The sequence below is a fragment of the Tateyamaria sp. genome (genome assembly GCF_039940735.1).
Classification (GTDB): Bacteria; Pseudomonadota; Alphaproteobacteria; order Rhodobacterales; family Rhodobacteraceae; genus Tateyamaria.
The window spans coordinates 132,288-145,644 of the sequence record NZ_JBDVGB010000036.1; the positions used below are offsets into that span (position 1 = coordinate 132,288).

15 protein-coding genes are annotated in these 13,357 nt (G+C 53.9%); 11 read left to right on the forward strand and 4 right to left on the reverse strand.

Translation table 11 applies throughout. From position 1 onward, the window contains the following. Positions 1-145 precede the first annotated feature (145 nt). From ABJF76_RS07095 to ABJF76_RS07115, 5 genes are all read left to right on the forward strand, one after another. Entirely contained in the window at positions 146-1,984 is a 1,839-nt protein-coding gene (locus ABJF76_RS07095; protein ID WP_413818945.1) for an ABC transporter ATP-binding protein, read from the forward strand. Continuing rightward, positions 1,981-3,813, forward strand: coding sequence for an ABC transporter ATP-binding protein (locus tag ABJF76_RS07100; RefSeq protein WP_413818944.1), 1,833 nt, complete (start codon positions 1,981-1,983; stop codon positions 3,811-3,813). Before ABJF76_RS07095 ends, ABJF76_RS07100 begins: the two co-directional genes overlap by 4 nt. A 39-nt stretch (positions 3,814-3,852) precedes the next feature. Then, complete coding sequence (locus ABJF76_RS07105) at positions 3,853-5,079, forward strand: class I SAM-dependent RNA methyltransferase (RefSeq protein ID WP_413818943.1); 1,227 nt, start codon at positions 3,853-3,855, stop codon at positions 5,077-5,079. A gap of 15 nt (positions 5,080-5,094) precedes the next feature. Next, on the forward strand, positions 5,095-5,871 hold the full coding sequence (locus ABJF76_RS07110) for an ion transporter (RefSeq protein WP_413818942.1): 777 nt from the start codon (positions 5,095-5,097) through the stop codon (positions 5,869-5,871). A 118-nt stretch (positions 5,872-5,989) separates the two neighbouring features. After that, positions 5,990-6,508, forward strand: a complete 519-nt coding sequence (locus ABJF76_RS07115; RefSeq protein WP_413818941.1) for a L,D-transpeptidase family protein — start codon at positions 5,990-5,992, stop codon at positions 6,506-6,508. Between the two features lie 2 nt (positions 6,509-6,510). Here ABJF76_RS07115 and ABJF76_RS07120 read toward each other — a convergent pair whose 3' ends face one another. Beyond that, a complete protein-coding gene (locus ABJF76_RS07120) occupies positions 6,511-7,158 on the reverse strand; it encodes a CAP domain-containing protein (RefSeq protein WP_413818940.1) in 648 nt (215 codons plus the stop codon). Positions 7,159-7,332: 174 nt separating this feature from the next. On the opposite strand from ABJF76_RS07120, the gene ABJF76_RS07125 reads away from it, so the two are divergent. Continuing rightward, complete coding sequence (locus tag ABJF76_RS07125) at positions 7,333-7,926, forward strand: L,D-transpeptidase (RefSeq protein WP_413818939.1); 594 nt, start codon at positions 7,333-7,335, stop codon at positions 7,924-7,926. 139 nt (positions 7,927-8,065) lie between these two features. After that, positions 8,066-8,245: a hypothetical protein gene (locus tag ABJF76_RS07130; RefSeq protein ID WP_413818938.1), complete on the forward strand. Its 180-nt coding sequence runs from the start codon at positions 8,066-8,068 to the stop codon at positions 8,243-8,245. Between the two features lie 83 nt (positions 8,246-8,328). Here ABJF76_RS07130 and hemH read toward each other — a convergent pair whose 3' ends face one another. Both hemH and ABJF76_RS07140 read right to left on the reverse strand, forming a co-directional pair. After that, positions 8,329-9,390: a ferrochelatase gene (hemH, locus tag ABJF76_RS07135; protein WP_413818937.1), complete on the reverse strand. Its 1,062-nt coding sequence runs from the start codon at positions 9,388-9,390 to the stop codon at positions 8,329-8,331. Positions 9,391-9,444: 54 nt separating this feature from the next. Further along, positions 9,445-10,263: a methyltransferase domain-containing protein gene (locus ABJF76_RS07140; RefSeq protein WP_413818936.1), complete on the reverse strand. Its 819-nt coding sequence runs from the start codon at positions 10,261-10,263 to the stop codon at positions 9,445-9,447. 23 nt (positions 10,264-10,286) lie between these two features. Here ABJF76_RS07140 and ABJF76_RS07145 point away from each other — a divergent pair, with 23 nt between their 5' ends. The 4 genes from ABJF76_RS07145 to ABJF76_RS07160 are packed head-to-tail and all read left to right on the forward strand — an operon-like array spanning position 10,287 to position 12,599. After that, positions 10,287-11,012 (forward strand): double zinc ribbon domain-containing protein, encoded by a 726-nt coding sequence (locus ABJF76_RS07145; protein ID WP_413818935.1) that lies wholly within the window; start codon positions 10,287-10,289, stop codon positions 11,010-11,012. Between the two features lie 39 nt (positions 11,013-11,051). Next, positions 11,052-11,309, forward strand: a complete 258-nt coding sequence (grxC, locus tag ABJF76_RS07150; RefSeq protein ID WP_413818934.1) for a glutaredoxin 3 — start codon at positions 11,052-11,054, stop codon at positions 11,307-11,309. Then, a complete protein-coding gene (locus tag ABJF76_RS07155) occupies positions 11,310-12,140 on the forward strand; it encodes a carbon-nitrogen hydrolase family protein (RefSeq protein WP_413818933.1) in 831 nt (276 codons plus the stop codon). A gap of 6 nt (positions 12,141-12,146) precedes the next feature. Then, positions 12,147-12,599 (forward strand): MarR family winged helix-turn-helix transcriptional regulator, encoded by a 453-nt coding sequence (locus tag ABJF76_RS07160; protein ID WP_413818932.1) that lies wholly within the window; start codon positions 12,147-12,149, stop codon positions 12,597-12,599. Here ABJF76_RS07160 and ubiG read toward each other — a convergent pair. Further along, positions 12,596-13,345, reverse strand: coding sequence for a bifunctional 2-polyprenyl-6-hydroxyphenol methylase/3-demethylubiquinol 3-O-methyltransferase UbiG (gene ubiG / locus ABJF76_RS07165; RefSeq protein WP_413818931.1), 750 nt, complete (start codon positions 13,343-13,345; stop codon positions 12,596-12,598). The genes ABJF76_RS07160 and ubiG overlap by 4 nt on opposite strands. Positions 13,346-13,357 lie beyond the last annotated feature (12 nt).

Sequence of the window (13,357 nt, forward strand, 5' to 3'; positions counted from 1 at the left end):
AGGTGTTGGCCGAACAAGGGGGCTAACAACATGTTTCGCGGGATCTGGTACGACGCCTAACATTGTCGCCACTCGTCTGAAGTGACGAACCGGGCTTTGGCCTGCGTCACTGTCATGTTGCACCACATTTTCAAGAGACCGCCCCATGTTCAAATATTTTGAATCGCTTGTTGATCCCTATTCTGACTACCTAGAAACCGACACGCCGCCCACTAAGCTGTGGCCATTTTTGCGCGACTATGCGCAGCCGTTCAAAAAGGTGTTCATCCTAACGGGCATCATGTCTTTGGTCGTGGCTTTGATCGAAGTTTGGTTGATCTATTACATGGGTCGTATCGTTGATTTGCTAGGGACATCACCGCCGGAATTTTGGTCCACTTACGGCACTGAAATCATCCTTGTTGCTTTGTTTGTTCTGATTGTCCGTCCTCTTTTGCAGATGTTGGATGTGATGTTGTTGAACAACACAGTCTTGCCGAACTTTGGCACTTTGATCCGTTGGCGGGCGCACAAACATATCTTGCGTCAATCTGTTGGGTGGTTTGAAAATGACTTTGCCGGGCGCATTGCCAACCGTGTGATGCAGACCCCTCGTTCGGCGGGCGAAGTCGTGTTTCAAGTCTTTGATGCGATTTCGTTTTCGCTGGCCTATATGTTGGGCGCTTTTATCTTGCTCAGCGTTGCCGATGTGCGGTTGCTGGCGCCGATGACCATCTGGTTTACGTTGTATGTTTGCCTGGTCATGTGGACGGTCAAACGTATTGGCCCCGCTTCCAAGGCATCTTCGGATGCGCGTTCTGCGTTAACGGGTCGGTTGGTTGACGCCTATACCAATATTCATTCGGTTAAGATGTTTGCGCACCACGATCTTGAGGTTAAAAATGCCCGCGTGGCCATCGAACATACCCGCCGTACGTTTAAAAAAGAGATGCGCATTTTTACCATGATGGATGTCATGCTGGTTGCGCTGAACGGGTTTCTGATCGTGGTTCTTGTTGGGTGGGCTATTTTGCTGTGGACACAAGGTGCCGCGACTGTTGGCGTTGTTGCGGCTGCGACGGCTTTGACTTTGCGGTTAAACGCGATGACGGGTTGGATCATGTGGGCGTTGACGTCGTTCTTTCAAGAACTTGGGGTCGTGTCCGAAGGAATGGAGACAATCGCCAAGCCCATCACCTTGGTGGATGCCAAAGATGCTAAACCACTTGAGATACAAGACGGTAAGATCGCGCTTTGTGATTTGACCCATCATTACGGTCGCCAAAGCGGTGGCTTAGATGGAGTGAACATTGTGATCAAACCGGGTGAAAAAGTCGGTTTGGTTGGGCGCTCTGGTGCGGGAAAATCGACACTGGTGAAGCTGCTTTTGCGATTTTATGACCCTGAATCGGGGCGGATTGAGATTGATGGGCAGGATATTTGCCATGTCACTCAAGACAGCCTGCGTTTGAACATCGGAATGGTGCAGCAAGACAGTTCGCTTTTGCATCGTTCTGTGCGGGAAAATATTCTTTATGGCCGTCCCAGAGCATCCGAGGCCGACTTGATCCAAGCCGCCAAACAGGCGCAAGCGCATGACTTTATCCTTGATTTGGCAGATCCCGAAGGGCGGACCGGTTATGATGCAGAGGTGGGCGAACGTGGTGTCAAACTGTCAGGGGGGCAACGACAACGTGTCACTTTGGCTCGAGTCATTTTGAAAAACGCGCCGATCCTGTTGCTGGACGAAGCCACTAGCGCGCTTGATAGTGAAGTTGAGGCCGCAATTCAGGATACGCTGTACAAGATGATGGAGGGCAAGACCGTGATCGCCATTGCTCACCGTTTGTCCACGATTGCACAGATGGATCGTATTTTGGTTTTGGATGGTGGGAAAATTGTCGAAGATGGCAGTCATGACGCGCTTTTGCGACAAGGTGGCCTATATTCAGAATTCTGGGCGCGCCAGTCAGGCGGGTTCATCGGATCCGAGGGTACAGAGTGAAAATTTCCAACTGGATCGATTCGTTTCGCCGTGCTGACGGGCCGCCACCGCAAGACTTGTGGCCCTTCATGCGCTGGTGTTTGTCTGGTGCTTGGCCTGCGCTTTGGTTGGCAGCGTTTTGTTCGGCCGCCGCCGGCGCACTAGAGGCCGGAACCGCGCTTATTCTTGGTCGAGTGATTGATGCGACCGTTGCGCTGGGCCCTGATGGGTTCTTTGCCGTCAATAATGTGGGCTTGATCATCGGTGCGCTGGCGTTCTTTCTGATTGCGCGCCCGACTTTGTTTGGCCTAAGCGCCGCAACCAATGCCATTATTGTGCAACCCAACGTGAATCCTCTGGTTCTATCCCGCTTGCATCGCTGGACATTGGGGCAAGCCGTTAGTTTTTTTGACGATGATTTTGCGGGCCGCATTGCGCAAAAACAGATGCAGGCAGCGCGGGCCGTCACTGATGTGGTGTCGGAATTCATCAACGTGGTTGCTTTTGCATTGGCATCGCTTGTTGGTTCAATCTTGTTGTTGTTGGCGATTGATTGGCGTGTCGCGCTGGGTTTTGCCGTTTGGTTGGTTCTGTATTTCGCGCTGATCCGTTGGTATCTGCCACGCATCCGGAAACGTTCAGCTAGTCGTGCTGCGGCGCGAGCGATGGTGTCGGGCCAAGTGGTTGATACGATCACGAACATCAAAACAGTCAAACTGTTCGCCCATGACGATCACGAAGACCAAGCCGCGCTGGGCGCGATGGCTGAATTTCGCGGTCATGCGGTGAAATTTGGGATTTTGTCCGCCGGTTTTCGTTTTGCATTGATGGCGATTGCTGGCTTGCTGCCGGTGTTATTGTTGGGCGGCACAATCGTCATGTGGCAACAAGGGCTGGCCAGCCCGGGGGATATCGTTGCTTCTGGTGCGATTGCCATTCGCATTGCACAGATGACTGGGTGGGTCAGTTTCACGTTGATGGCGATCTATTCCAACGTGGGTGAAATAGAGGATGGCGTGCGCACGCTCACTCCGCGCACCCGTGTCGAAGACAAAGACACTGCCACAGTGTTGAACGTGCCGCGTGGCGAAATCACTTTGGACCAACTTTGCTTTTCCTATGGGCGCGAGACGGGTGGCATTAAGTCGGTTTCACTAACCATTCAGCCCGGGGAAAAGATCGGACTTGTCGGTGCTTCCGGCGCGGGTAAGACGACGCTCGTGTCGTTGTTGTTGCGTTTGTACGAGCCAGAATCCGGTCGTATTTTGATCGACGGGCAAGAAACGCGCGATGTGACGCAAGAAAGTCTGCGCCACAATATCGGGATGGTCACGCAAGACACCGCAATGTTCAATCGTTCGGCGCGCGATAACATCATGTACGGTAATCCTGGGGCTGACGAGGATGCGATGATCGCCGCCGCACAGAAAGCCGAGGCGCATGATTTCATCCTTGATCTTGAGGATCATAAGGGCCGTCGTGGATATGATGCGCACTTGGGTGAGCGGGGTGTGAAACTGTCTGGCGGGCAGCGCCAGCGCATTGCGTTGGCACGTTCGATCCTTAAGGATGCGCCAATTCTTGTGCTGGATGAAGCCACAAGCGCGCTGGACAGCGAAGTCGAAGCCGCGATTCAAACCGCCTTGACGCATGTGATGGAGGGCAAGACCGTGCTGGCGATCGCCCACCGTCTGTCGACCCTGACCGAGATGGACCGAATTCTTGTTATGGAAGCCGGGCAAATCGTCGAAGAAGGATCTCATGATGCGCTTTTGGCCCAAGATGGGCTTTATGCGCGTTACTGGCATCGTCAATCTGGCGGCTTCATCCGCACGGAAGCTGCGGAATAGGGCTTTTGCCGCGCAGTTAACGCAGATAGGCGTGGACGCATGACAACAGTGACCATTGAACGACTTGGCCAACAGGGCGACGGCGTCGCACGAGGCCCGATTTTTGTTCCCCTTGCCCTGCCGGGCGAGGTGGTGAGCGGAACCATTGAGGGCGACAACCTGATCGATATCCGTATCGAAACGCCGTCCTCGGATCGGGTATCGGCGCCCTGTCCACATTTCCGATCTTGTGGCGGTTGTCAGTTGCAGCACGCCAACGATGATTTGGTTGCAAATTTCAAACGCGATACGGTGATCACGGCATTGGCAGTGCACGGGATTGAAACCGATGTGCGGCCTACGTTGACCTCGCCGGACAAGTCACGACGGCGCGCGACCTTTACGGCGCGTCGAACTAAAAAGGGCGCGTTGGTTGGCTTTCATGCGCGTAAATCCGACGCAGTGATCCCTGTGCCGCAGTGTATTTTGGTGACGCCCGCCTTGGCCGCTGTGCCCGCTTTGGCCGAAGCATTGGCGATGGCTGGAACCAGCCGCAAAGCCGCGCTGAGTGTGACAGTGACCGAAAGCATTGAAGGGTTGGATGTTTCCGTGACCGGGGGCAAGCCACTGGATGGACCTTTGCGTATTTCGCTGGCGGCACTTTGCGAAACGTACAGGTTGGCACGTCTGACATGGGATGACGAACTGGTCGGAATGCGTATTCCACCGGTCCAAGCCTTGGGCGCAGCCTTTGTTGTGCCGCCGCCGGGTGCGTTTTTGCAAGCCACACAACATGGGCAAGACACCCTGACTGCTTTGGTGCAAGAAGTGGTTGGAGACGCAAAATCGGTTGTTGATCTGTTTGCGGGTTGCGGCACCTTTGCGCTGCCCTTAGCGGAAAAGGCCGAAGTGCTTGCGGTTGAAGGTGCCTCTGACATGGTTTCCGCGATGGACGCGGGTTGGCGCAAAGCGCAAGGCCTGAAAAAAGTAACCGGGCTAAGCCGTGACTTGATGCGCAGACCACTGTTACCAGATGAGTTGGCCAAGTTTCAGGCCGCCGTTATTGACCCACCTCGCGGTGGGGCCACCGCACAGATCGCGGAACTGGCAAAGTCAAAAATTCCTGCAATCGCCCATGTATCGTGCAACCCACAAACGTTTTCACGTGATGCTGCGACATTAATCGAAGCTGGATATGTGCTTGAATGGGTGCAGCCGGTGGACCAGTTTCGCTGGTCCGCACATGTGGAACTTGTCGGAGCATTTCGTTTGACGCATACGCGTTAAACAAGGAGACCACGCATGATTGATCGCACACGTTTAAGCGCGTTTCTGGAAGGCCCGCGCTTTAGTAATTTCATTTTAGGTATCATTATCCTGAATGCGATCACCCTAGGGCTAGAAACATCAGAGACAGCAGTTGGTGCCATCGGCCCGCTTATTTCTGCGATCGATAATATTTGCCTGATGATCTTTGTCTTGGAGCTGCTGGCTAAACTATATGCCTTCCGGTTCAAGTTTTTCCGCAGCGGTTGGAACATTTTTGACTTTATCATCGTCGGCATAGCGCTTGCGCCGGGCACTGATGGTCTGTCGGTGTTGCGTGCCTTGCGGATCCTTCGGGTGTTGCGTGTGATTTCGGTCGCTCCGTCTTTACGTCGCGTGGTCGAGGGTTTTGTGACAGCCTTGCCCGGTATGGGCAGCGTTTTTGTTTTGATGGCGATGATCTTTTACATCGGGGCCGTGATGGCAACGAAACTGTTCGGGGCCAGCTTTCCTGAATGGTTTGGTACCCTTGGACGCAGTGGGTATTCCCTTTTCCAGATTATGACCCTTGAATCTTGGTCTATGGGGATCGTGCGCCCGGTGATGTTGGAATTCCCCTATGCTTGGGCGTTCTTTGTGCCCTTTATTATGGTGACGACATTTGCAGTCGTTAACTTGTTGGTCGGCTTGATCGTGAATTCGATGCAAGATGCGCATTCCGAGGAATCGAATGCGGCCACAGATAACTACCGTGATCTGGTTATGCAGCGCCTTGAGGCAATCGAGGAAAAGCTTGATAAGCGTGATCCTTAGACAACGATCACGGGTAGGTGATCAGGTGAATCTCGAAATAGTCTATGCGGATTTGTTGCAAAGGTGCTAATCGCGTTACAAAATATGTAGTTTAAGTATCGATCTGGGCAGGTTTTAAATGAAACGTAGGAATTTGGTAATTGGTGGCGCAGCGGCCTTGGGCCTTGGCGCTTGTTCCTCGCAGAGCAAATTCAAAAGCTACAACGGTCCCGAAGTGACGTACATTGTGGTCAACAAAGCACAGCGCGAGATGTTCCTGTTTCACAACAAGCGGGTGCTAAAAAAGTACGAGATCGATCTGGGCTTTGAACCGATTGGCGACAAGTTTTTCGAGGGTGACGGCCGGACACCTGAAGGCAACTATTTTATCGATCGACGCAACCCTGACAGCAAGTTTCACCTGTCATTGGGCATTTCATATCCCAACGCACGTGATCGTGCCGAAGCGGCTGCGCTGGGCAAGCCTCCGGGTGGGGATATCTTTATTCACGGCAATTCCAACCTGTTTCGCACCGTGAACAAGCGACTCAAAGGAACCGAGGATTGGACTTGGGGTTGCGTTGCGGTCACCGATCGCGAGATGGAAACCGTTTATGCGATGGTGCGCAACGGCACACCGATCCAAATCAACGCGTAACTTTAGGCTGCTGGGGTTGTCGTAACGACCACGATGTCTTCGGCCGTGTTATCGACTGCAGTTGCATCGGGGTTATCGACGATTTCGGGGACAAGACGGCTAGCCGATGGATTTGCCCCGGGAATCGAAGGTGCCGTGTTGGGGTTGCCCATAACCATAGTCCACCAGATTTTGCCGTTTGGTTCTTGGAACCATGCAAAACCCATTTGACCGGAATCGGGCGACAGAATGGTGCGCCGTGTGTCAGGTTGTTCCATCCATGCAGCCAGTGTTTCTAGCTCAGTTTCAAATGATTCTGAGATGTTTTCTCCCACGAGGCGACCTTGGTAACCAACACGCGCCAACCGATCGATGGGCGAAGATCCGTCAGACCCAAAGTGCCAGGGGCGATTTTGCAAAGACATGTCTTTCGCGTGCGTTGCAGCGGCTGCGTTTAATTGCGGGTTGAGCTCAACAGCAGCGGCGCCCTGTGCAGACCGCAACGCATTGACCGAATCTAGCATGCGGAATTGAAGCTTGGCAGTATCATTATTGCGGATGCGGTACAGCTTTGGAAGCGGGCGCCCGTCGGATCCAGTCGAAGGAGCCTGCGGTGCCGAACACGCGGCAAGTGTAACAAGAGCAACCAGAAGGAAAGATAATATACGCATGATACCTGCACATCTTTGTTTGTCGTTGGGTTCGTCGATACCTCTTTGGGCGTTGCATTACAAACGCACATCGGCGTGATCCTGCGTGATGACATCTGTTTGATTTGCGACTGCGACTTTCGCGCCATATATTATGCGCAAGAGGCAGTAATTATTGTTGGAAAGGTCATAATAATGTCCAAAAAGCCGTTGAATACACCCAGCCGCCGCGCATTCCTTGCCGGGTCGGCTGCGTTTTTGGGTGCGCCCGCCATCGCTCAAGAACTTCCTGCGGGTCAAGCGGAACGTGATCCGACACTGGCCGTGCGCCGTAACATTTCCAGTTTCCGTACGCTCGACTGGCGTCCCTATTTCAATAACCTGAACAAAGGCGCCATCCTTGTCGATATCGACAGCCGTGCGGTTCATTACTGGAATGAAAACGAATCGATTTACAAGCTGTACCCATCCAGTGTGCCGCTGAGCGATGAGCTAACGCGCCGCGGTCGTACAAGCATTATCCTGAAAGACCCCAAGCCTGACTGGCGCCCGACGCCGTCCATGAAAGAACGTAACCCAGAGTGGCCAGACTATATCGGCCCCGGCCCACAAAACCCGCTGGGGACTCGGTCCTTGCACCTGACTTGGACGTATTACCGAATCCATGGCACGCACGATACGCGCAAGATTGGTCGGAAATCTTCCAATGGTTGCATCGGTTTGTACAACGAGCACATCGAAGAGCTGTACGGAATGGCAAATGTCGGCACTCAAGTGTTGCTAATTTGACGACATTCTGGCGGATCGGTGGGAAAGCGTTGGAATCTCACTTTGCATTCGCATGTCGTTCCTGTTTACACGTAGATACTACGAGGTAAGTCTTGGGCGCGTGTGGCTGTTTGCCCGCGTGCGTAATCTGGAGGTTAATATGAAAAAACTCGTTCTCGCCGCTGCTTTGACCGCTGCTGCATCGACTGCTTTTGCCGGCGCACCTGCCGACCCAATCATCGAAGCACCTGTCATCGTCGAAGAAACACGTAGCTCTTCGGGTGGTATCATTCTGCCCTTGCTGCTGTTGCTCGTTGTTGTAGCTGCTGTTGCGGACTAATCGTCCGTTAATAAAATGAAAAAGGCGGCACCTTGGTGTCGCCTTTTTTTGTCTAATCGGTTTTCAGAAACGTCAGCCGGACTTTAATCCAACCAGCCTTTTAGATTTTCCTCGATCACAGCGTTTAGCGCATCGATATGAGCATCGTCATCATTAAGGCAGGGGATGTAGGTAAACTGCTCACCGCCCGCATGCTCAAAACTCTCTTTGATCTCTTCATTGATCTCTTCAAGGGTCTCGATGCAGTCTGCTGAAAATGCAGGCGCACAGACAGCGATGTTCTTTTTGCCCGCCTCAGCCAAACGCGCAACCTCTTCCACAGTATAGGGCTGAAGCCATTCTTCGGGGCCGAATTTCGACTGAAAGGTTGTTTTGATTTCCGTGTCCGCCCAGCCCAAGCGTTCTTTCAACAGGCGTGTCGTTTTTTGACATTGGCAGTGGTACGGATCGCCCTCCATCAAGTAGCGGATCGGCACGCCGTGATAGCTGCAAACAAGAATATCTGGCCGCGTTTCCACCGCAGCATAGGCACGCTCAATGGATTGGGCCAGCGCTTCGATGTACATTGGGTTCTGGTAATACGGTTCCACCGTTCGCGTGGTTGGCTGCCATTTCTCCAACATTAATGCGCGAAAGAACTCATCGTTTGCTGTGGCTGATGTTGCGCCTGCGTATTGGGGGTAAAGCGGGAAGAACAAGATCTTCTGGCACCCTGCGTCCATCATCTCGCGAACCTTAGATTTGGTCGACGGGTTGCCGTAACGCATGCAGAAATCGACCATAACGTCATCGCCATAACGCGCCTGCATACCAGCCTTAATTTTGGCTGTTTGGTTTTTGGTAATCGTCAGCAGCGGGCTTTCATCAGCTTCGTGATTCCAGATGGATTTATAGGCGGCACCCGATGAAAAAGGACGTTTCGTTAGGATGACCAGTTGCAACAACGGCTGCCAAAGCCACGGGCTGTAATCAATGACACGGCGGTCTGACAGAAACTCGCTCAGATAGCGTCGCATCGACCAGTAATCATAGTTATCTGGAGTGCCGAGGTTCGCCAGCAGAATCCCGACGCGCGCTGGTTTAATAGCTGGGTGGTCGTCAGCCGCGTGTTGCGGGCGTGTCGCAGAAGCGCTGGTATCAAGCATGTCGTGTGATTTCCTGTATAACTTGTTCCTGAGATAAAGCCTTTTACTGACAGGTCAATCTGACAGTGGCGTTTCATCTGTACGCAAAGCATCGGCAAGCCGCGCCTGAGCAGATCCGGGACGCAAAGGTTTGGGCTGACTGTCGTCTGGCGCCCAACCTGTCAGGACGATCAATTCATACGTCGCAGAGATGCCGCCATCGGGATGAGAGAAATTTTGTACGTAAAGCTCGGCCGCCTTGTCCAGCACTGCGCGTTGTGTCGGATGACGTAAACGAGCGCTAAGCGCGTTTGCTTCGCCCATCGCCCTTAAATCGCGCATCAAGTGCCACAAAGATTGATATCGGGCCGTCAAAGCGACAGTATCTGCGACCGGCAAGGTTAATCCAGCACGTTGCAGCAATGCACCCAAATCGCGCACTTCGCCCATTGGTGCAACGCGTGGGGATAAGCCACCGCAGACGGAAATTTCAGCTTCTGCCAACACGCTGCGCAATTCGTGCAAGGTTTGGCCACCCAAAGCAACGGCTAGCAACATGCCGTCAGGTCGCAACGCACGTCTACATTGAATTAGTTGACCCACCGGATCATTTGACCAATGCAAACCAAGGCTGTGGATCACCACATCGTGTTCGCCAACACCCAGTGGAATCACCTCGGCCTCGGCCACCACGCGGGCATTATTGAGGTTCCCGCGCCACATATTCGGAAAGGCCGCAACGATTCCCGGAGCTTTAAAGATTTTGTTAACCATCGAGAGGCGATCCTCGACCTCGTCCCGTGCAAGCTCTTGCAGGAACAATGCACCGTCCTGCGCGCGGGCGCGGTTGCGTGTCAGGGCGCGCAGATCAGTTAAGGTTGGATTCTGGGACATTGGGCACAAAGGATAGGAACGTTATGGGCCTTTTACAGACGACACTCGCGGCCATCTACCCCCCAAGCTGCTTAGGGTGCGGAGAGATGGTGGACAGCGATTTCGGTCTGTGTGGTTCCTGCTGGGGTCAAACTGAATTTATCGGCGGAGCGTCATGTGACAGCTGCGGCACGCCACTGCCCGGGGCCGCGATCGAAGGCCTCATTCATTGTGACGATTGCATGCGCGATCCGAAACCATGGGCGCATGGACGCGCGGCGCTGACCTATAGCGGGATGGGGCGCAAGTTGATCTTGCAACTGAAACATGGCGACCGGCAGGAAATAGCGCGGCCCGCCGCGGGGTGGATGCGGATGGCGATTCAGCCTTTGATCACGGAAAAGACGTTGATTGCCCCGGTTCCTTTGCACTGGCTGCGCATGGCCAAGCGAAGATTTAACCAATCCGCACTGATTGCTAAACAGTTGTCAGATATGACGGGATGCGATTGGTGCGCAGACTTGTTGCAACGCCCAAAACGCACCCTTTCCTTGGATGGAAAGACACGCCAAGAACGGGCTGAAATGCTTGACGGAGCCATCCGTATAAATGCGCGGCGCAAGCATCGTATTCTTGGCCGTTCTGTTTTGCTGGTGGATGATGTGATGACCACGGGGGCAACGCTTGCTGCATGTACACATGCATGCGCCGCGGCCGGTGCACATCAAGTGTGCGTGTCCGTACTGGCGCGAGTGACCAAAGACACCTAAGTTCCTGCCGAACGACGCTTGTGTCAAAGGACAAGAACTATGAAACCGATCGAAATCTATACATCCCCTCTATGTGGCTTTTGTCACGCCGCTAAGCGCCTGCTCAAAGCAAAGGGCGCGAAATTTTCCGAAGTGAACGTATTGGCACAACCCGGTCGCAAGGCTGAGATGATCAAACGTGCCAATGGTGGTCGCACCGTGCCGCAGATATTTATCGGGGACAAACATGTGGGCGGTTGTGACGAACTTCATGAGCTTGAGCGCGCGGGCAAGCTGGACAAAATGCTGGCGGCCTAAATGAAGACCGCGTTGCTGCAACTTAATGTCAGCGACGATCCTGCAAAGAACTTGCCGCGGACCACTGCGATGGTGCGGCAGGCAGTTGATCAGGGGGCGGAGTTTGTTCTGACCCCCGAAGTCACCAATTGCGTTAGCACCAGCCGCGCACATCAGACGCAGGTCTTGGCGCACGAGGGTGATGACGAAACGCTTTCTGGATTACGCTCAATCGCGGACGAACTTGGCATTCATTTGCTGATCGGTTCGCTTGCGTTGAAAACGGATGATCCACAGGGGCGCTTTGCCAACCGTTCATTTTTGATCGGGCCTGATGGTGGAATTTTGGCGCGCTATGACAAGATCCACATGTTCGATGTGGCGATCTCGGATACTGAAACGTATGCCGAATCGTCTGGGTACCGTCCGGGCACACAGGCGGTGCTTGCGTCTACTGACTTTGCACCCATCGGGATGGCGATCTGCTATGATATGCGCTTTCCCAAACTGTCGAACGCGTTGGTCAACGCTGGCGCGCTCATCCTAACATACCCGTCCGCATTTTCCCCAGTTACAGGCGCAGCGCATTGGCACAGTCTGCTGCGTGCCCGCGCGATCGAAGCAGGCGCGTGGGTGCTGGCGCCTGCGCAAACGGGTACGCATCCGGGACGGTCTGATAAGGCGCGCCGTACTTATGGTCATAGCCTCGCCATTGATCCTTGGGGTAAGGTGGTCCTTGACGCAGGGGTATCGCCCGGCGTTTATATATTCGAATTGGAATTGAATAAGGTGGCTGAGGCGCGCCGACGTATCCCTTCGCGGGAAAACGCACGCCGCTTTGATGGCCCCTAGGGACGCATGAGCACTGAAAAGAATGCACTGGCCATTTCGCTGTTCAGCGAAGTGTTGGCGGCGGATCAGATGGTCCGTTACCGTCTGGGTCGTGTTTTGCCCAAAGGCATGGAGATATCCCATTTCTCAGTTCTGAATCATCTGGTCTGGCACGACACTGAACGCAGCCCGGCACAATTGGCTGAGACGTTCAATGTGACGCGCGGGGCAATGACAAACACGCTTAGCCGACTGGAGTGGGCAGGCCACGTCCACATTCGCCCCGATTGGGACGATGCCCGCCGCAAAATGGTCGCGATCAGCCCTGCAGGCCGGCGCGCCCGCGACCAAGCACTCAGCGCGATTGCTCCGATGATTTCCGAAGTCATCGACACGCTGGGCGAAGACCGCGTTCGCGAAACGCTTCCTATCTTGCGTCAGTTACGTTTGCGGATGTCTGATAAAGGTAAGGTGGATTAGACCCGCGGCTTTAGACTGGCGGTGACGTAGTTCACGCTTAGATCGCGATCTGAAAGCTTCCATCCCCATGTCAGTGGATTGAAAACGAACCCTTGCCTGTCCACCGGGTCGAGACCCGCGTCGCGCAGCAAAGCGAACAATTCGTCCGGCGTGATGAATTTCGACCATTCATGTGTGCCTTTGGGCAGCCAACGCATGATGTGCTCGGCGCCGATTATGGCCATCATAAAGGACTTTGGATTGCGATTCAGCGTCGAACAGATGTGCAAACCACCCGGTTTTAACAAGTCATGGCACGCCGTTAGATAACTAAGGGGGTCGGCGACATGTTCGACAACTTCCATATTCAGAACGGCATCGAATCGTTCTCCGGCTGCCGCCATATCTTCGGCTGTGGTGTGGCGGTAATCGATGGTCAGCCCCGATTGTTCTGCATGAACTTGGGCGACAGGAATATTTCGTTCAGCCGCGTCTGCGCCCACAATTTCGGCACCAAGGCGCGCCATCGGTTCAGACAGCAAGCCGCCGCCGCACCCGATGTCCAAAATTCGCAGACCCTCAAACGGCTTTGCTTTGGTCAAGTCGCGGTCAAATTCCGCAGCGATTTGCGACGTGATATAATCCAGCCGACATGGGTTCAGCATGTGCAGTGGCTTGAATTTCCCGTTCGGATCCCACCATTCTGCGGCCATCGCTTCAAATTTTGCGATTTCAGCCGGGTCAACGGTAGTTTGATGCGTTTGCATTTTTGTCTCCGT